This is a genomic window from Aerococcus sp. HMSC23C02 (assembly GCF_001806805.1).
Classification (GTDB): Bacteria; Bacillota; Bacilli; order Lactobacillales; family Aerococcaceae; genus Aerococcus; species Aerococcus sanguinicola.
Genome location: NZ_KV786060.1, coordinates 118,091 through 137,073, shown reverse-complemented (window position 1 = coordinate 137,073; position 18,983 = coordinate 118,091). Strand labels below are relative to the sequence as shown.

Below are 18,983 nucleotides of genomic sequence, written 5' to 3'. Positions count from 1 at the left end.
TATTATTCAGCTAGAGAAGCTTGGCCCTTGAAGTCAGAGGCATAGAGCACGGCTTCTTGGCTTCCCAGGGGGATGGTGGATGGGAAAGGGCGGAGTTGGCCGGTGTTCTCATCTCGGCCTTGGACAAAGTAGCTGGAATCCGCTTCTTGGGCAGCGCGAACGAGGTCCTGTGTCGCATTGTTTTGGTAGCGGTTGAAGAGGACCCGGGCCTGGGTGCCCTCAAAGGCGGTCAGCATGGCATAGTCGCCCATGGAATCACCGAAGACCATCAGCGGCTCCTTACCACCATGGCGGACTTGGATCAGGTCGCGAATACAGTCGACCTTGCCCTGGACCTTAGTGACGTAGCTGTCAGCATCAACCTGGTCTGTCAGCCGCCCCTGGGCATCGCAGGCAATCTCCATGCCGAAGATATCTTCAGGAGCAATGGCATAATCGCCGAGGACAACGGCTATTTGGACCAGGAGCCGGGGACTGGCCGAGACAATATAAGGCCGGATCCCATGGTCGGTCAGGCAGGCAAAGAGCTGGCGGAGCTCCTCGGGAAAGTTGAGCCCCGATTCAAAGGTCGCTTGGACAGGGCCAGTTAATCCTGGGTAGTCGCTCGAAGACTGGAGGATGACCTGGTCGAAGGGAGCTTGCAGGTTGTTTTGGAGGGCAGCCTGCCCAATCTGGCAAAATTCTTCGGGCAGGAAGCCCTTGAAGAGATAGGTCGGCCAGGTCTGACCGGCAACCTTGTCAAAATGGGTATTGATCAGGTTATAGAAGAGACGGAGCTTGGCCGCAAAGCTAGCATAAGCGGGGTGACTTTTGACATCATTCTGGTGGTAGAGATCACGGTAGAGGGTATCCAGGTCTTGGACCAAGTTGGCCAGGCTGAGCTCGGGCCGGTTAAAGAAAGTTTTTTGGTAGTCAAAAGGGCCGGAGCTGAGCGTCTGGCAGAAGTCATCGGGCGTCAATAAATAGGTGAACTGGTCCAGCATGGCTATCATCAGGCTATCTTCAATATCGTTGAAGACAGAAGTATTATCAAAATCAAAGACCGCATAGTGGCCGCTAGCTTGGTAGTTAGAAATCAAATCGCAGAGCCTTTGGTGGAGGCTAGCTTCCAAGTTGCCTTGGGGGAAATCGATTGGCATAGGGATCTCCTTTCTTATTTTTATGTATTGTAGCAGAAGGGGGAGGGGATCGGAATCAAATTTACATAAACCATATATTGAAATATTGTTGATATTTAATTTACAAATTAACACTAAAATTACAAAAAGCTTACCCAAATTCAATCGATTCTTGACAATAGCTTGCTACACTAAACAACGTAGCATTTTAGCTCATACAAGTAGATCAAAGACAAAAAGGAGAACAAGGAAATGAATTGGAAAAAGTTAAAATATATTGGCTTGGTGACACTAGCTTCACTGAGTCTAGCAGCATGTGGTTCAACAGAAAGTGCTAATGAAAATCAAGTTGATTTAAATAGCCTTTCTTTAGAAGAAATTGAAGAGAAAGCCAAAGAAGAAGGTGCCGTTAATTCTGTTGGTATGCCAGATGATTGGGCAAACTGGGAAGAAACTTGGGCCGACTTAAATGAAAAATATGGTCTTGAACACTCTGATACAGATATGGGATCAGCTGAAGAATTAGCAACTTTTGAAGCTGAAAAAGAGAATGCATCAGCAGAAATTGGTGATGTGGGAATTGCATTTGGCCCATATGCTGTAGAACGTGATGTCGTGATGCCGTATAAAACTTCATATTGGGACGATATTCCTGACTGGGCTAAAGATGATGAAGGGAATTGGCTATTAAGTTACACAGGTACAATGGCCTTCTTAGTCGATACAGAAGCAGTCGATGAAACGCCAACTTCTTGGAAAGAAGTAGCAGAGGGCGATTATAAAGTAACTATCGGCGACGTTGCTGGTGGTAACCAAGACCAATTTGCAGTCTTAGCTGCTGCAATGGCTAACGGTGGGGATGAAACAAATATTCAGCCAGGACTTGACTACTATAGAAAGTTGGGTGAAGAAGGTCGTTTAAACACCGTTGGCTATAACGCTGGGACCCTTGAATCTGGAGAGCATGAAGTTGTTCCAATGTGGGACTTTAATGCCTTAACTATGCAAGATACTTTAGGCTCAGACCGCTTTGAAGTGGTTATTCCAACAGACGGGACAGTAACTAGTGGCTACACCACAATTTTAAATAAATACACCCAACGTCCTCACGCAGCAGCTCTAGCGAGAGAATATATTCTTTCTGATGAAGGACAAAATAATTTAGCCAGAGGTCATGCTCGTCCAATTCGTGAAAATGTTGAGCTTGATCAAGACGCAAAAGATGCCTTACTTCCAGATGAAATGTATGAAAGTGCTCGTCCTGTAGAAGATTTACAAGCATGGAATGACTTACTAGAACAATTAGGAAGCTTATGGCAAGACAATGTCATCACGCATTTAAAGAATTAATTTAAATCAATGTAAAGGCTCAACTATTTCAGTAGTCTGGGCCTTTATTCTTTTTAGGAGGATATCATGAAACAAGGATTGGGAGTGTTTAAAGCTTTCATCACGGTCTTCTTCTTGTTAATTTTAGCAGTATTAGTTTATCCCGTGATAACGATGATACTGGCAAGTTTTCAAGATGCAAGTAGTGGCGCTTTTACGCTGAATAATTATAAAGAAATTTTTACCACAAATATTTACACGGAAGCTTTTAGGAATTCTATCTTAATTTCTCTGTATTCAAGCTTAGTGGGGCTATTCGTTACTTCTTTAGCGACATATGCGATTGTTTCTTACTTACCTAAGATGAGAGAGGCTTTCTTGGTCTTAGCTAATTTAACGAATAACTATGTCGGGGTACCACTGGCTTTCGGTTTCATTATTTTATTAGGTAACTCAGGTGTGCTTGTGATGCTTGATCAGGTATTAGGTTGGAATATACTTTCCGATTTTAACATCTATTCTTTAACAGGTTTACTGATTGTATTCATTTACTTCCAGTTACCGATGGGAATTACTTTATTGATTCCGATTTTCGATGGCTTAGATAAAAGATGGTCTGAAGCAGCAGAACTTTTAGGTGCTAATAGCTTGCAATATTGGACAAAGATTGGTTTGCCAATTCTTGCTCCAAGTTTAATCGGAACGTTCTGTATTATGTTTGCTAATGCGATGGGAGCCTATGACTCAGCAATCGCACTAACTGGATCAAGCATTAACTTATTATCGGTTAGAATCGGAAATACGGTATCGGGAGACCTGTTCGCTAAACCCGAGATTGGATCGGCACTAGCTGTTGTACTTGCTCTGATTTTAGCGATTAATATGGTATTTGGACATTATGTTTCTAATCGACTAAGGAGGGATCTACGATGAGTAAAATATTCAAACCTTTAGTGATTTTTATATTACTAGCTTACTTACTCATTCCACTCATTATCACAATTATTTATTCTTTCTCAAGTTCTTGGACCTTTAGTGTCTTACCAGATTCCTTAACTTTAAAATGGTATATTCAACTATTTTCAGATCCAGAATTCTTAATGGCGATTGCAAGAACAGTCTTCCTTGCTACGGTGACGGTAATACTTTCTTTAGCGGTAATTGTGCCAACGATCTTTGCAATTGCTATCTATTTCCCTAAATTAATGAAATACATTAATTTGATTATTATCTTCTGTTATTCACTACCAGGTGTTATCTCTGTTATGTCGCTTTCAGAAGCTTATAATTCAATTGGAGTACCTAAGATGATCTTGCTATTTGGTTCATACGTGGTGGGTACTTTACCACTGATGACATTGGGAACAACAAATAGTTTACGTTCAATTAATGCTAAGGAATTAATTGAATCTGCAGAAATTTTAGGCGCTAGTAAATTAGAATCCTTTACCAAGATTATCTTGCCTAATATCAGTAACGGAGTTATCTCTTCAGCTCTGTTTATTTTCTCAGGCTTATTTGCTGAATATGTTACTGTAAACTTATTACTAGGTGGTAAATTTACGACGATTCAGATCTATTTACGGGAACAATTAACAGCTAATGGGCACTATTCGAGTGCTATCGTTGTGACTTACTTCACCCTAGCTACTTTATTTACAGTAATCGCGCTGGTTTTAGTTAATAGAAAGCGAGTTAAAAAAATATGAGTTATATCGAGATAAAAAATGTCACCAAGAGTTATGATGGCAAAGAATTAATTTTAAAAAATTTAGACCTTAATATGGAAGAGGGTTCTTTAAATACTTTGTTAGGGCCTAGTGGTTCTGGGAAGAGTACTTTATTAAGATGTATTGCAGGTCTAGAAGAAATCAATAGTGGCGAGGTCTATATCAATGGCAAACGAGTAGATCAACTACCACCGAGAAATCGAAATCTTGGGATGGTCTTCCAACAGTACGCTTTGTTTCCTAATATGAATGTTTTGGACAATGTAAAATTTGGTCTAGAAATGAAAAAAGTTGACAAAAAATTACAGGAAGAACAAGCGCTTGAAATGATTCGTTTGGTTGGCTTAGAAGATAGAAAAGAGGCCTATCCAAGACAATTATCAGGTGGACAGCAACAACGTGTGGCTTTAGCGAGATCTTTGGTTACTCGTCCAGATGTTTTATTACTTGATGAGCCTTTAAGTGCCTTAGATGCTAAAATCCGTATGCAGCTTCGTGAATTGATTAAAGATATTCAGAATGAATTAGGAATTACTGTAATCTTGGTAACTCACGATCAGGAAGAAGCCATGACAATGAGTGATTACATTTTTGTTATGGAATCAGGTAATATTGTTCAGCGGGGAACACCTTCTGAAGTTTATCGGAGACCTGAAAATCGCTTTGTTGCTAATTTCATTGGAAATCATAATGTCTTTGAAGTCGAAGACTTCCATGATTTTTCAGATTATGCTTTAGGACCAGCTTCTCTAGTAGCGATTCGTCCAGAAACTCTATCCTTTGAACCCCTAGAAGATGCCATCCAAATTCATGGGAAGATTCAAAGAACTTCTATGCTGGGGTCTATTTTGCGGTTTAACGTATTAGTTGGTGACCAAATTATTAAAGTTGACCAATTAAACCGGTCTAAAAACTTTAGAGAAGATGGTGAACCTGTTGATCTCTATCTTTCTAAAGATGACTTGATTGTTGTTCGATAAAAGGGGGAATTAAGCCATGACAAAGATTATACAATTAACAGACTTACATATTGGGAGTAGTCTTCCTTTTAATGAATTAGATGCTCAGACCCTTCAAGCGGTACAAGATCTCGTTTCACTAGAGAAACCTGATTATTTAGTTTTATCAGGAGATGTCATCTGGAGCCATGTGCCTCACTCCCTTCAAAACTTTGAAGAAGTATTAAAGTTCTTTGATCGTTTAGAAGTGCCCTATGCGGTTACTTATGGCAACCATGATTCTGAAATCTTCTACTTGCAAGATAAAATTAATATGCTAGTTGAAGAAAGCTCAGATAATTTAGAAAAACTGTTAAGTGAAAATGAAGAGTTAGCCAGCTTTTATCATCATCGCGATGAAATTGATGTCTATGGTCGGGCCGAACTGAATGACTTGGTTCGTTGCTCTCAGAATCATGTCTGTAAAGAGAAGCTTACGGTCGTGAATAATCGAGAGATGTATGTAGTAAGCATCGATGAGCAGACCCAACTACTGATTGTCGATTCAGGCGATTATGACGAGACAGAAACGGGACAATATGCGTATTTGGAAGATCAGCAGATTGATTGGATTATTGAGCAGACCCAGGATCCTTCTAAACAAAGTCATTTGTTTATCCATATTCCTATTCCTGAATACGCTCAAGCCATCATAGATGGGCAAGCTGAGGGACACCAGAGTGAGGAAGTTTGTTCCTCTGCACTTAATACTGGCTTATACGCTCAAATAAAAATTAGAAATAGTAACATCGTTGCTATTTATGCTGGCCATGATCATGAAAATGATTTCGTATCAGATTTTTATGGGATTAAATTAATTTACGGCCGCTGTTCTGGTTACAATGCGTATGGCGACTTGAACAGAGGCGCTCGAGTGATTGAAATCTCAGATAATAATATGACGACTTATATTAAAGAATTTGCCTAGTTAGTAGCTAAATGATGTTATTGAAGACAGACATAAAACAATCAATAATACAAAAATTTAAGAATTTGTTTTTGCCAATCTTGATTGAGCAAGTATTCATGATGTTGATCATGAATGTTAATGTATTTTTGATTTCATCAGTTAATGATCAAGCAATTGCCTTAACGGGTTTGACAGATCAGATTATTGCGATTGGACAGTTGTTGCTGGGGATCGTTTCTTTGGGGAGCACCATTTTATTTCTACAAAATGCTGATAAAGACCATCTAGATTATATTCGAAAAATTTTTCAACAAAGCTTGTTGTTAAATGGTCTACTCTCTCTATTAATTATTTTGGTCTTTGCTATATTTGGAAGGCATTTACTTCAATTAATTAATTCCCCAGCTAATTTGATAGAGACTGGTAATATCTATTTGCAACTCTTAGGATGGAGTTTACTGCCTTTAGGAATTTCAAGTAGTGTTAATGCACTTCTTAGAAGTTATGGTAAAGTTCGGGCAGCAATGTATGCGTCGATTTTGAATACCTTGATTGTTGTTAGTGGGAATGCTTTCGTAGTTTATACCCATTTACTTGATAATGCAGTCATTGGTATTGGTATTGCTACTTTAATTATGCGATGTTTGGGCGTATTCATTAGCTTGCTTATTTTGAAGAAGTATCTGCCTAAGATTTTTGAACTAAAATGGTCATTTCATTTAGAAGATTTAAAAATTAGTTCAAAAATTTTACGATTAGGGATTCCTTCGGCTATGGAGAATGTTTTTTACAATATTTCTCAGCTATTAATAACAGCTGGGATTGCTTCTCTTGGTGTTGTCTCTTTATCTTCTCGAATTTACACGCAGACAATTACTGCTATTATATTTACCGTATCTGTTGCAGCTGGTCAAAGCTCACAGATATTAATAGGTAAAGCAATACGAAAAGAAGATATGGATCAAGGAACAGCAACAGGTCGAAGTACTGTTAAAGCCTTCTTTTCTCTCTCAGTCATCTTAAATGTCATTATTGCTTTACTAGGGCCTCTGCTTATTCAAATTTTTACAGAAGATGAAGCTATTAAGCAAACTGTGACGATTTTATTATGGTTGAGTATTTTCTATGATCCGTTCAGGGCAAGCAATGAAATTTTGATTGCTAACTTAAATGTTGTCGGGGATGTGCGCTATCCGGTTATTGTTGGTGTATTGACGACCTATTTATTTACAGTTCCTGTTAGCTTAAGCCTCATTTATTTCTTTAACCAGGGTTTAATTGCTGTTTGGTTTGTCTTTATCATAGACGAGGCACTTCGAGCGGCAATATTCTACAGACGATGGACACAGAAAAAATGGCTACTTTCCAGTAATCTGACCTAGATAGAATCTAAACATGCCAAATCAAAAGACCAGCCCTATCGAAACGAAGGGCTGGTCTTTCGCATACCTTAATCCTAATTTTTCTGATACTGATAAGCATGGTTGAGTGGCCCATGTCCCTGGCCGAGGTCCAATCCAGCGGCAATGGCGCCTGTGAGATAGCTTTTGGCTTTTTGGATGGCTTCTTTTAGGGGATAGCCTTGGGCCAGGTAGGAGGCGATGGCGCTGGATAGGGTACAACCGGTGCCGTGGGTGTTGGGGTTGTCGACCTGGTCAGCTTGGAGCCAATGCAAACCGTTCGCGTCGGCGAGAACATCCCAGGCTTTGCCTTGGAGGTGGCCGCCTTTGACGAGGACGGCTACCTGGTAGCGGTCGGAGAGGGCCTTTGCGGCTTCTTCCATACTGGCTTCGTCTGTCACTTCTTGCCCGTAGAGGACGCTAGTTTCTGAGAGATTGGGCGTGATGACCTTGGCCAGGGGAATCAGGTCTTCCTGGAGGGATTGGACTTGGTCGGAGGCTAAGAGGCTGGCGCCGCTGGTAGCCACCATGACGGGGTCGAGGACCAGCTTGTCGAGTTGGTATTCTTGAACCAAGCGGGCGATGCAGCGGATGGAGTCGGCATTACCGACCATGCCAATCTTAACGGCATCGGGCCGGATATCGTCGCACACACTGCGGATTTGAGCTTCCAGGAGCTCGGGGGAGACAATTTCACTGGCTTGGACGCCCAGGGTATTTTGGGCGGTGATGGCCGTGATGGCGCTCATGCCAAAAGTTCCCGTGGCTTGAAAAGTTTTGAGATCGGCTTGGATACCGGCACCACCTGATGAATCGGAGCCGGCTATGCTTAAGGCAGTCTTCATTTAGTGCTCCTTTCGATAGGTATTCCAGCTAGAAACGAGATCTTTGGCGGCCTGACCGGGATCTTCGGCTGCGGTGACAGCTGAGATGACGAAGAAAGAATCGACCCCGGTCTGGGCGAGGTCAGGCAGGTCAGCCAGGGTCACGCCGCCTCCTATAGTGACGGGGATGGGGCTCACCTGGGCCAGTCGCTCCAGTTCATCGTAGGTCCGGGTGACCAGGTCCTGACCCTCGAAGTGTCCCGCTTCCGGCTTGGATGGGGAAGCGTGGAGGGGGCCGGCACCAAAGTAATCGACTTCGCTGACGTCTTCGTTCTGTACATAGTCAATCAATTCCAGGGCTGTGGCAGAGAGGCCGATAATGGCGTCAGGGCCCAGGTATTTCCGGCAGAGGGAGACGGGCAGGTCAGTCTGGCCGACATGGATGCCGTCCACCTTGGCACCGGCTTCCCGAGCCGCGAGTACCACATCCAGTCGGTCATTGACGACCAGGGAGACCTTGTCCTGGAGGCCCATCTTTTTAATCAGGTCGGCCGCTTGGATGGTGAGTTCGATCCAAGGCTTGGCGTCGAGGATCTTGGAGCGAATCTGGACGAAGGTGAAGCCCGCCTCCAAGGCCAGCTGGATGATGTCAAGGGGCGACCGGTCAGGGGTATTTTCTGGACCAATAATCAGATAAGCAGAGAGGTCGAAATTTTTTTGACGCGAGCTCATGCCTAGTCCTCCTCTCTCTGGCAAGGGTTAGAAGCGATGGCTTCAGGGCTGGCTTGGTAGAGTTCATCTAGTAAGTGCATTTGGAAGGAAGCGGGGCCTTGTGCTTTTTGGGCGGCGCGTTGACCGGCATAGTTGAAGGCATTGACCCCGCTTAGGGCAGCGGTGAGAGAGTCGGCCTTGGCGGCGTAGACTGCCAGCAGACCACCCAGGGCACAGCCAGCGCCCGTAATATGGCTCATGAGCTCAGAGCCCCCAGAAGAAGCGTAGACAACTTGCCCATCGGTGACCAGGTCCACTTCGCCGGAGACCACGACCGCGCCGCCAGTTTCTTGGGCGAGCAGACGGGCCGCTTGCCGGGCTTCTTCTGGCCTGTGCAGGCTGTCGACCCCTTTATTAGCGACGGTTTGGTCCTCGGCGAGAAGTCCCCAAGCCTTGGCCAAGCCCATAATTTCACTGGCATTACCCTTGATGATCGTGGGCTTGTCTTCCTGCATGTCGCTGAGGAGTTTTGTGCGCAGACCGCCCATGCCAACCGCCACCGGATCGAGGACCCAGGGCTTGCCGGCAGCGTTGAGGGCCTTGATCGTGCGCGGGATGCTCTCCTGGTAGAGGGGGAAGATGGTTCCCACGTTGATATAGAAGGCTTCTCCGGCTTGGGCCATGGCTTCCCCTTCATCCGCCATGTAGACCATAGCTGCCGAGCCACCCGCCGCGATCTGGGTGTTGGCCACTAGGTTAATGGTCACGGTATTGGTGATCGAGGGGACCAGGGGCTGGCCCGCCTTAACTGCCTCGACACAGGCTTGAATGGCCTCTTGCATTGCTTGTTCCATATTGAATTCCTCCCATAAAAAAAGACAATCTCATTCTTTTGAGATTGCCAATTAGCCATACGAAAAAATATCTTCCCTACGCAGGCATTATCCTGACAGGTTCAATGAGTCTAATCTCAGCCAATTGGCACCTCAATTTTTTCTTTATTTACAGCCACTTTAAAACAAAGTGTGGGGCTTGTCAAGGAAGACCTTGTGTCGGTTTAATTGGGAGTGCTTTCGCAAGTTGTCGGCTCCCTATTTGCACTCAGGGGGCAACGAAGGCAAGTTGGCTTCTGGAATTTGCCTACAGGACGGCTGAGGACAAATAGCCGACTGGAGTTTGCCTTCAGAACCTGCCGAGTGCAAACTCCATCTTTCAATTTGTCTTCAGAGCGCCTGAAGGAAAACTCCTTCTTCGTATTTGCTTTCAGACTCGCCGAAAGCAAATAGCCAGCCCCAATTTGCCTTCAGATCTGCTGTGCGCAAATTGGGGAGCTCAAGCCTCGCTAGCTCTTACCCCGCCTTGCTCCAGTGATCCAAAGCTAAGCGCACTTGTTCACACCCTGTACTTATGATAAAATCTGAACTGATTGTGTTGTGCACTGGCTTGGATTAGCACCTTTTATGGTAGCGCTTACACATACGGGCTAAACGAGGCAGTGACCAGCAGGATACACTATATAGAAATGAGCGAGTATTGTGAGTAGATTTTGGTCGGATATGCGGGAGCTGCGGGTCCCGCATACCTATGTTTTGTTGTTTGCTTTTATTGTGGTTGCTGCCTTGATGTCCTGGCTGGTGCCAGCGGGGGAGTTTGCCCGGACTATGGTGGACGGTCGGGAGGTGATCGACCCGGAGTCCTTCCGCTATGTGGCCCAGCAGCCCCAGGGAATCTTTGATATTTTAAAATCCTTGCCAGCTGGTTTTGAGCGGAGCCAACATATTTCTTACTTCCTCTTTATCGTGGGAGGGGCTTTTGGCGTGATGAACCAGACGGGGGCGATTGAAGCGGCGCTGAGTCGTTTGGTCCACGCCTTGCGGGGCAAGGAAACCCTGGTGATTCCATCCGTTCTTCTGATTATGGGGATTGCTGGGTCGACGATTGGTTTGAGCGAGGAGACCATCCTCTTCATTGCCTTGGGCGTGACCCTGGCTCGGGGCATGGGCTATGACGCCCTGGTAGGTGTCGGGATGATCGGCCTGGGTGCTGGTCTGGGCTTCACCTCGGGCTTTATGAATCCTTTCTCAGTGGGGGTGGCCCAGTCCATCGCTGACTTGCCCCTCTTCTCGGGGATTGGCTTGCGCCTGGTCCTCTTCGCGGTCGTTTGGCTGTCGACAACCATTTACCTGATGCGCTATGCGAAAAAAGTCAAGGCAGACCCGACCCAGTCCATTGTCTATGAGGAAGAACAGGCGGCCAAGGCTGAGGAAGCGGCGGAAGGCAAATCGAACGAGACCCTGCCCTTCACCCGCCGCCAGCAGATCATTGCAGCGATCTTTGTGCTGAGCTTCGTGGTGATTGCGGTCGGCGTCATCGGTTACGGCTGGTATATCACGGAGATCGGCGCGGTCTTCATCGGCGCTGGCATTCTAGCCGGTATGGTTGGCGGTCTAAAAGCCGGGCAAATTGCGGATGGCTTCATCGAAGGGGCCAAGGATATGGTCTATGCCGCCTTGATTGTGGGTCTGGCCCAGAGCCTTATTGTCATTTTAGAAGATGGCATGATTATTGACACCCTCATCCACGCCATGTCGGACGCTATTGCCAACCTGCCGAGCGTCTTGAGTGCAGTGGGGATCTATGTGGTCCAGGTGATCATCAATTTCTTTATTTCTTCAGGGAGCGGCCAGGCGGCGGTTACCATGCCGATTATTGTGCCCTTGGCCGATGCCCTGGGTGTGACCCGGCAAACCGCTGTCCTCTGCTACCAATTGGGCAACGGCTTCCTGGATTCTATTATGCCCATGTCCGGCATCCTCATGGCTCAACTGGCGATCGCCAAGATTCCTTACAGTAAGTGGGTCAAGTTCGCCATGCCCCTGATGTTGATCTGGCTCTTGATCGGCCTAGTTTTTGTTGTTGCAGCGCACCTGATGGGCTACGGTCCATTCTAGAAAGAAGGTTCATATGGGAAAAGAGACATTAAGCAAGATTTGTGCAGACTTAAGAGAAGAATTTCAAGCCTTGAGCGATTATATCTACGACCATCCGGAACTGGGACTGGAAGAGTACCAGTCCTCCCAGGCCCACGCCGACCTTTTAGAAAAGCACGGCTTTCAAGTTGAAAAACCTTACCTAGGCTTTGAGACCGCTTTTCGGGCGACCTATGATTCCGGCAAGCTCGGTCCAACTGTAGCCTACTTGTCGGAATACGATGCCCTGCCAGAGATTGGTCACGGCTGCGGCCACAACATGTTGGGGACAGTCGACACCGGTGCGGGAATTGTCTTATCCAAGGTCCTCGATGAAACAGGGGGCCGGGTGGTGGTCTTAGGGACGCCTGCCGAAGAAACGGATGGGGTCAAAGTGGACATGGCAGCCGCTGATACCTTCGACGATATCGATGTGGCTCTCTGCACCCACCCCTCAGATGCCAATACCAAGAGCGGCCCCTCACTCGCCATGCAGGCCTTGGAGTTTGAATTCTTCGGTAAGAATGCCCACGCCGCGGCGGCACCTTGGCAGGGGATCAATGCCCTCGATGCCGTGATTAATTTATTCAATTTGGTCAATGCCCAACGCCAGCAAATCCTACCGACTGCCCGCGTCCACGGGGTAATTAAGGACGGGGGCGAGGTCGCTAATGTGATCCCAGATTACACCCGGGCGCATTTTTATGTGCGGGCCCGCGACAAGGCCTATGTCCAAGTCCTGCGCGAGATGATGATCCGCATGGCAGAGAGCGCCGCCCAAGCAGCGGGCTGTACCATGAAATACCGGAATTATGAGAAGACTTACGACGACATGGTCACCAACCGGCCCCTAGACGATGCCTACAACGCCAACGCTGAAGCCCTAGGTGTGGAGATGTTAGACCCTGATCCCAATGAAGTGGTCGGCTCTCTGGATATGGGCAATGTCAGCCATGTCGTGCCCGCCACCAACCCTTACTACGGCATCACCAACGGACAAAAAATCTCCGGTCATACCCCCGAATTCCGCGACTGCACGAAAACTGCAGCCGGCTATGAGGCCATGATGACCACCATCGAAATCCTGGCCCGGACCGGTTACGACGTCCTCAGCGACCCTGAGCTGCTTAAGGCCATCCAAGCAGACTTTGAAGCAGAATAAGCAATCAAAAAAACAAGCTGGTGTTCTTCCCAAGCTAGGGAGGGAACACCGGCTTGTTTTGTCGTTCTATATTAAATCATTGCTGATGGGCATTCGATTCGCTTTTGAATTTGGAGGTGCAGGCTAATTGGATGAATGTTCTTATCACGAAATAAGCTTCAAAGGTCCAGTAGGCCTAGAAGATCCAGCTAGGGAGTATTTTCGCAAGTTGCTGTCTCTATTTGCACACAAAGCTTTCGAATGCAAACTGCCAGCTTCAATTTGCTTTCAGACCATCCGAGTGCAAATAGCCAGTGTCAATTTGCTTTCAACCCTGCCGAATGCAAAGAGCCGCCTTCAACTTGCTTTCAGACCAGCTGAGAGCAAATAGCCGACCTCTATTTGCTTTTGAGGCAGCTGCGCGCAAATAGGAATATCGAAAAAAGCAGGCCGGTGGTTTCCCAAATTAGGGAGGGTATGCCTGCTTTGTTATATGGCTTAATCGAAGGGGCTTGTCAGCTAGGCCTGGTTGAATCATCTTGAACAAGGGCAAATTCGGATTGGAAATATCCAGAAGGTCTCAATTTAGCCTCGATGCCTGCAGGGGAGATTGAGATCCTGCATTTTATCTGAGGGGAGCTGGAGGTCGGTGAGCTCTTGGTTGACTTGGCGCAGGGTCTGGAAGTGGTCGATATAGGGCGTCTCTTCGCGAGTCCCCTGTAAGTCAATGAAGTGGCGGCGCCGGGCCTTGATCGTTGGATCGCTGGCTAGCGGCAGGTCAAAAATCTGGGCAATCTCTTCGTCGGGTTCTGCTTGGACCTTGGCCTGGTTGAGTTCAGGAATGGGTTCGGCCTGGCAGGCAAAGAGAAATAGGCAAGCGATAGCGAGGCTGAGTTGACCTTTCTTCATAATTAATCCTCCCTGGAAAAGCTTCTAAGTCCAGGATAAGGCAGCGCTTACAAGCTGTCAAATGAGAAGATAATGAGTGGAGGATAGTGTATAGGCGAGGATAAAAAAATCGCCCAATTTGGAGAGAGATCCAAACTAGGCGAGTCTTGCTTGTGGGAAAAGCTGTATAGTTAATATCTTTCTTTGACTTTGGAGAAGAATTGTTTGGCCCGGTCGCTTTGGGGTTGGTCGAAGACTTGGTCGGCGGGGCCGGCTTCGAGGATGTGGCCTTGGTCGAGGAAGAAGACACGGTCGGCGACTTCGCGGACGAAGGCCATTTCGTGGGAGACCAGGAGCATGGTGTAGCCAGCTTGGGCGATTTCCTTGATGACGCTGAGGACCTCGCCAACGAGTTCAGGGTCGAGGGCAGAGGTGGGTTCATCGAGGAGGAGGAGTTGAGGTTCCAGGGCGATGGCCCGGGCGATAGCGACCCGCTGCTGCTGGCCACCCGATAGCTGGTGGGGGTAGTGGTTCTCGTAACCCGCCAGGCCGACCCGGTGAAGTTCCGTCTTGGCCTTGGCTTGGGCCTGGTCAGCTGGAACGCCTTGGACGGTCACTAGGGCCTCGGTCACATTCTCAAGGGCCGTCTTCCGCTTAAAGAGATTGAATTGTTGGAAGACCATGGCAGTGTGCCGGCGTATAGCGGTAATGTCATCCGTCTTTTGGCTGGTAAGCGAGTAGGATTCGTCACCGAACTGAATCTCCCCTTGGTCTGGGCATTCCAGACGGTTGAGGCAGCGGAGCAGGGTGGATTTCCCTGTACCAGAAGGGCCGACAATCCCGACCACTTCGCCTTTTTGAATGTCGAAGGATAAGTGGTCTAGGACGGTCTTATCCGCAAAAGATTTACTTAGTTCATTGACATGGATCATGGCTTAGGCTCCCTCCTTTACTTGGGGTGCTTGGTCAGGTAAGGCCAGACGTTTTTCGATCAGGTAGAAGATCAATTCGAGGAGAATGGTCACCAACCAGTAGATGATAGCGAGGGCAATGTAGACCTCGAAGTAGCGGTAGGTCTGGCCCCCGATAATCTTCCCTTGGGCAGTCATTTCCACCACACTGGTCACGAAGGCCAGGGAGGTACCCTTGACTAGGGAAATCAAGGAGTTGCCCAAGCCGGGGATGGCGATGGTCAAGGCTTCGGGGAAGAGGATTCGTCTGAAGCACTGGCCCTTAGTCATCCCCACCGAATATGCAGCCTCGATCTGTCCCTTGTCAACAGACAGGAAGGCTCCGCGGAAGATCTCGGACAGGTAGGCCGACTGGTTGATCCCCATGGCCAGGATGGCGAAGACATAGCCTGGGATCCCATTGACATTGAGCTGCCAACCGAACTGGGCGTTCAGGTACTTCAAGAAGAGCGGCAGGCCGAAGTAAGAAATATAGAGCTGAACGATGATCGGTGTACCGCGGACGAAGGAGACATAGAGCCGGGCGAGTGGGCTAAGGGCCGGCAGCTTTTCCAGGCGGATGAGGGCAATGATGATCCCCAAGACCAGGCCCAGGACCATGGCGAGGGCGGTTAATTCCAGGGTGACGGGGAGGCGGTCAAGCAGTCTGGGGATGGCCTCCAGCATGTAGTTAAAGTCAAATAATTTCTCCAAGATAAAACTCCTTTGCAATCAATTAGTTGCTCGGCCCCTGCTTCCAGGGGCTGAGGTCAGGACCCTTTGGCAGGATGTTGTGGCTGTTGCCAAAGAGGGCCTTGAGGTGGGGCGACCGGTAGTAGGATTCCTTGATGAAGTCAAAATCAGTCGTCTGATCAAAAGCAGGGATCTGGTAGAGCTCGCGGGCATAGCGCCAGAGATTAGGATAGTCTCTGAGCCGGCGCTCGCGGCAGCGGAATTCGTCGTAGTAGACCACGTCATAGCGGACCAGGGAAGGGTAGAGCCTGAGGTCGGCGTCGGTCAGTTGGTCGCCTAAGAGATAGCGCGACTGGCTCAAGCGGTCTTCTAAGACGTCCAAGCTCTCAAAAAGTTTGTCATAGGCTGTCTCATAGGCGGCCTGGCTTTCGGCGAAGCCGACCTTGTAGAAGCCCACGTTGATCTCTTCATAAATGAGCCGGTTCAAGCGGTCAATGTCTGGACGGAGGGCTTCGGGATAGAGGTCGGGGGCACCTGCAGCGTGGAAGTCTTTCCAGACGGTTTCCAGTTGCAGGGTCAGGGTCTTATGGTCATTGTTGACCGCCTGGCCACTGCGTAGGTCGACCATGAGGGGCACTGTCGGACGGAGGTCATAGTCCGGCAGGCTGCGCTGGTAGAGCTCCAAGGTGGACTTGGCACCAGTCAGCGGGTCGCGACCGCCAGGATAGCCGGAGAAGACCCAGCCCTCGTCTGTCCGGTAGGGGCCGGTTGCAGAGATGGGAATGATTGGGTCCAGGCCCAAGAGGTGAATGGCAATCACGACTTTGTGGGCATGGGGACAGGCGGGCATCCAGACCAGCTGGTAGCGGTTAGCTTCTGGCGTCAAGCCCCCTGCTTCATAGGAGAAGGGAGTGGACAGGGCATTGCCTTGCTGGACGAAAGACCCGTCGGCTTGGATTTCCTTAGCAAAGACAGGATGTTTGGACATACTTAGCCTCCTTAGTTGAAGCGGTCACGGTCGTGGGGCTCATTCCAGATGGAGGTATCGGGCCCCTTAGCTAGGATATGGTAAGGGTTGTGGCCCACATTACCTAAGGAATAGCCCATCTTGATTTGGGTGAAGTCAGTGGTTGAGCCAAAGCCTGGTGTTTGGTAGAGGTCCTTGGCATAGTTCCAAATATTCGGGAAGTCAATAATACGGTTGCGGTTGGCCTTGAATTCTGGATAGTAGGATACGTCAAAGCGGGCCAGGGTCACATAGAAGCGGATATCGCTATCGGTAATCTGGTCGCCGAAGAGATAGCGTTGCTGGCTCAAGCGCTCTTCCAATTGGTCCAAGCGGTTGAAGAGCAAGTCATAGTTCTCTTCATAGGCTTCCTGGCTTTGGGCAAAGCCGCACTTGTAGACCGCGTTATTGACCTCATTAAAGAGCATGTCATTGAATGCGCGGATGTCTGACTGGAGAGCCTTAGGGAAGAGGTCAGGGGCGTCTTCTTTGTGGAAAGGTTTGAATTCTTCTTCCCAGTAATAGGTCAGGTTGAAGTAGTCATTGTTGACGACCTTGCCAGTTTTGGTATCGACAACGGTTGGAACCGTGGCCCGGCCTTCATAGTCAGGGTCGGTTGCCGCATAGATCTCAGGCAGGTACTTGTAGTCAGAACCAGGCAAAATGCCGCCGTTAGGATCTTCAGAGAAGTCCCAACCTTCATCTGTCCGGACCGGTTTAGCCGTTCCCAGGGAGATCACATCCTGGAGGCCGAGAAGTTCTCGGGCGATAACAGAGCGATGGGCCCAGGGGCAGATGGGCGCCCAGAGCAGGCGGTAGCGGCCGGCTTCAACCGGTAATTCGCCCTCCCCATCACCAAAAGGGGTGTCAAAGCGATTCTTCTGGCGGACAAAGGCGCCTGATTCACTGATTTCATGGGCATCTTCCCGGCGCGCAATATGGTCTTTAGTCATGATGATCGTCTCCTTTAAGTGTATTTCTTTCATAGTCTTTAGCGAGTAGTATACAGTCAAAAGGGGGTTCCCCGGTGACTTCTTGGCTGATGGCCTGGTAGCCTTGCTTCTCATAAAAAGTCTGGACAGCCGTCCGCGAATTGATCAAGAAGCGCTGGCAACCGGCTTCAGCTAGCCAAGCTTCGCCTGCTTCAACAGCGGCCCGGCCATAGCCCCGGCCTTCCTGATTGGGGACGGTGGCTACCCGTTCAATCTGCCCCGTCTTTTGGTCGACTTGACGGATCCGGCAAGTAGCAACGGGAGCCTGACCCGCCATGACTAGGATATAGCGGCTGTCCGCTTGGTCATCGGCGAATTCCAGGGGCAGGGGAGCAGAGAGGGGGGCGGGGTTGGAAGCCGCAATGCGGACGTAGTGGACGCCCGCTAGCTGCCAGCCCAGGCCTTGGACACGGTAGGTTTCCATGCAATCAGCCTCCTAGTTCAAGGGTTTTTCATAGTGTTCTTTGGCAGGGGTTTGATCCTGGCCGAAGTGTTCTTCAGTTAACTTCTTAATGGTGCCATCCTCAGCCATTTCCTTAAGCACTTGGTTGACTTCATCGCGCAAGGCTTGGCCCTTGTCGTTCTTCGCGAAGAGGAAGTAGGCCAAGATAGAAGTGCTCAAGTAATCCTTATCTTGGTCACTCATCGGCTGGGCTTCCAGTTGGGCATAGTGGTAGTTTTCCTGGTTAAGGTTGTAAATTGGATAGTCATCGATGGCGAACTTCTTCGGATCAGCTTCAATCTGTTGGAATTTCACGGGGATTTCAGCGTCTGAGTATTCGATAGTGATCGGCTTGTCGGGATGGTCTTCGTTATACTTCTTGACCGCTGCCGTATTGTTGGTCGATGGATCTCCGATATAGGTTAGCCCCGCTTGAGCGGCTTGGTCGAGGCTTTCGATTTTATGATCTTTGTGGTGGATAAAGCAATACTTGGCATTGTTGTAAGGGTAGGAGTAGAGGTAGTTTTGGGCCCGCTCTTCGTTGTAGCTGAAGTTATTGACCCCGATATCGTAGTTACCGGTATTGACCCCTGTGAGGACAGAAGGAATATCGGTGAGCTCTAGCTTCAGCTCGTGGTCAGGCAGGCGCTTGAAGACCTCCTTGATGACATCGATATCATAGCCGGTCAAATTGTTTTGGTCGTCAACGGTCACATAGGGAGCAGGCATTCCGCCAGTCCCAGCGACAACCGTGCTTTGGTCGGCCTCGCTCGAGGAAGAGGAAGCACTGGAACCGGCCCCGCTATCCGAGAGGGCGCAGCCTCCGAGGAAGAGGAGACTGACGAGGCTGAGACCAAGACGTTTAGTCAATTTATTCATAAT

19 protein-coding genes and 1 riboswitch are annotated in these 18,983 nt (G+C 48.4%); of the genes, 8 read left to right on the top strand and 11 right to left on the bottom strand.

The window, feature by feature from the left end; translation table 11 throughout:
- Positions 1 to 2: 2 nt before the first annotated feature.
- Positions 3 to 1,139 carry a haloacid dehalogenase-like hydrolase gene (locus HMPREF3090_RS07325; protein WP_070486370.1) on the bottom strand — a complete coding sequence of 379 codons (1,137 nt, stop codon included), beginning with the start codon at positions 1,137 to 1,139 and terminating at the stop codon, positions 3 to 5.
- A gap of 231 nt (positions 1,140 to 1,370) precedes the next feature.
- On the opposite strand from HMPREF3090_RS07325, the gene HMPREF3090_RS07320 reads away from it, so the two are divergent.
- From HMPREF3090_RS07320 to HMPREF3090_RS07295, 6 genes are all read left to right on the top strand, one after another.
- A complete protein-coding gene (locus HMPREF3090_RS07320; protein ID WP_070486368.1) occupies positions 1,371 to 2,468 on the top strand; it encodes an ABC transporter substrate-binding protein in 1,098 nt (365 codons plus the stop codon).
- Between the two features lie 66 nt (positions 2,469 to 2,534).
- Entirely contained in the window at positions 2,535 to 3,380 is an 846-nt protein-coding gene (locus HMPREF3090_RS07315; RefSeq protein ID WP_070486366.1) for an ABC transporter permease, read from the top strand.
- Positions 3,377 to 4,156: an ABC transporter permease gene (locus HMPREF3090_RS07310; protein WP_070486365.1), complete on the top strand. Its 780-nt coding sequence runs from the start codon at positions 3,377 to 3,379 to the stop codon at positions 4,154 to 4,156. Before HMPREF3090_RS07315 ends, HMPREF3090_RS07310 begins: the two co-directional genes overlap by 4 nt.
- On the top strand, positions 4,153 to 5,157 hold the full coding sequence (locus HMPREF3090_RS07305) for an ABC transporter ATP-binding protein (protein WP_070486363.1): 1,005 nt from the start codon (positions 4,153 to 4,155) through the stop codon (positions 5,155 to 5,157). The genes HMPREF3090_RS07310 and HMPREF3090_RS07305 overlap by 4 nt, the downstream gene beginning before the upstream one ends.
- Before the next feature lie 16 nt (positions 5,158 to 5,173).
- Positions 5,174 to 6,103 carry a metallophosphoesterase gene (locus HMPREF3090_RS07300; protein WP_070486360.1) on the top strand — a complete coding sequence of 310 codons (930 nt, stop codon included), beginning with the start codon at positions 5,174 to 5,176 and terminating at the stop codon, positions 6,101 to 6,103.
- Between the two features lie 14 nt (positions 6,104 to 6,117).
- Entirely contained in the window at positions 6,118 to 7,467 is a 1,350-nt protein-coding gene (locus HMPREF3090_RS07295) for an MATE family efflux transporter (RefSeq protein ID WP_070486358.1), read from the top strand.
- Positions 7,468 to 7,541: 74 nt separating this feature from the next.
- Here the strand turns inward: HMPREF3090_RS07295 and thiD are convergent, their stop codons facing one another.
- From thiD to thiM, 3 genes are read right to left on the bottom strand one after another with little or no spacing between them, the layout of a single operon-like run.
- A complete protein-coding gene (gene thiD / locus HMPREF3090_RS07290; RefSeq protein ID WP_070486356.1) occupies positions 7,542 to 8,330 on the bottom strand; it encodes a bifunctional hydroxymethylpyrimidine kinase/phosphomethylpyrimidine kinase in 789 nt (262 codons plus the stop codon).
- Positions 8,331 to 9,041, bottom strand: coding sequence for a thiamine phosphate synthase (locus HMPREF3090_RS07285; protein ID WP_070486354.1), 711 nt, complete (start codon positions 9,039 to 9,041; stop codon positions 8,331 to 8,333).
- A 2-nt stretch (positions 9,042 to 9,043) separates the two neighbouring features.
- Positions 9,044 to 9,874, bottom strand: coding sequence for a hydroxyethylthiazole kinase (gene thiM / locus HMPREF3090_RS07280; RefSeq protein WP_070486352.1), 831 nt, complete (start codon positions 9,872 to 9,874; stop codon positions 9,044 to 9,046).
- A gap of 56 nt (positions 9,875 to 9,930) precedes the next feature.
- Positions 9,931 to 10,019: riboswitch (TPP riboswitch) on the bottom strand.
- A gap of 536 nt (positions 10,020 to 10,555) precedes the next feature.
- Between thiM and HMPREF3090_RS07275 the strand changes: the two genes are divergently transcribed.
- Together HMPREF3090_RS07275 and HMPREF3090_RS07270 are read left to right on the top strand one after the other, a co-directional pair.
- The gene (locus tag HMPREF3090_RS07275) at positions 10,556 to 11,971 is read left to right on the top strand and encodes a YfcC family protein (protein ID WP_230080804.1); all 1,416 of its coding nucleotides are present in this window, start codon (positions 10,556 to 10,558) and stop codon (positions 11,969 to 11,971) included.
- A gap of 13 nt (positions 11,972 to 11,984) precedes the next feature.
- Positions 11,985 to 13,151: a M20 family metallopeptidase gene (locus HMPREF3090_RS07270; protein ID WP_070486348.1), complete on the top strand. Its 1,167-nt coding sequence runs from the start codon at positions 11,985 to 11,987 to the stop codon at positions 13,149 to 13,151.
- A 564-nt stretch (positions 13,152 to 13,715) separates the two neighbouring features.
- Here the strand turns inward: HMPREF3090_RS07270 and HMPREF3090_RS07265 are convergent.
- The 7 genes from HMPREF3090_RS07265 to HMPREF3090_RS07235 all read right to left on the bottom strand — a co-directional run bounded on the left by HMPREF3090_RS07265 (position 13,716) and on the right by HMPREF3090_RS07235 (position 18,980).
- Positions 13,716 to 14,039, bottom strand: coding sequence for a hypothetical protein (locus HMPREF3090_RS07265; RefSeq protein WP_070486346.1), 324 nt, complete (start codon positions 14,037 to 14,039; stop codon positions 13,716 to 13,718).
- A gap of 170 nt (positions 14,040 to 14,209) precedes the next feature.
- A complete protein-coding gene (locus HMPREF3090_RS07260) occupies positions 14,210 to 14,950 on the bottom strand; it encodes an amino acid ABC transporter ATP-binding protein (protein ID WP_070486344.1) in 741 nt (246 codons plus the stop codon).
- Between the two features lie 3 nt (positions 14,951 to 14,953).
- The gene (locus HMPREF3090_RS07255) at positions 14,954 to 15,682 is read right to left on the bottom strand and encodes an amino acid ABC transporter permease (RefSeq protein WP_101603574.1); all 729 of its coding nucleotides are present in this window, start codon (positions 15,680 to 15,682) and stop codon (positions 14,954 to 14,956) included.
- A gap of 22 nt (positions 15,683 to 15,704) precedes the next feature.
- Entirely contained in the window at positions 15,705 to 16,649 is a 945-nt protein-coding gene (locus HMPREF3090_RS07250) for a glutathione S-transferase C-terminal domain-containing protein (RefSeq protein ID WP_070486342.1), read from the bottom strand.
- A gap of 11 nt (positions 16,650 to 16,660) precedes the next feature.
- On the bottom strand, positions 16,661 to 17,620 hold the full coding sequence (locus tag HMPREF3090_RS07245; RefSeq protein WP_070486340.1) for a glutathione S-transferase family protein: 960 nt from the start codon (positions 17,618 to 17,620) through the stop codon (positions 16,661 to 16,663).
- A complete protein-coding gene (locus HMPREF3090_RS07240; RefSeq protein ID WP_070486338.1) occupies positions 17,613 to 18,083 on the bottom strand; it encodes a GNAT family N-acetyltransferase in 471 nt (156 codons plus the stop codon). Before HMPREF3090_RS07240 ends, HMPREF3090_RS07245 begins: the two co-directional genes overlap by 8 nt.
- Positions 18,084 to 18,095: 12 nt before the next feature.
- Entirely contained in the window at positions 18,096 to 18,980 is an 885-nt protein-coding gene (locus tag HMPREF3090_RS07235; RefSeq protein WP_070486336.1) for a transporter substrate-binding domain-containing protein, read from the bottom strand.
- Between the last annotated feature and the right edge of the window lie 3 nt (positions 18,981 to 18,983).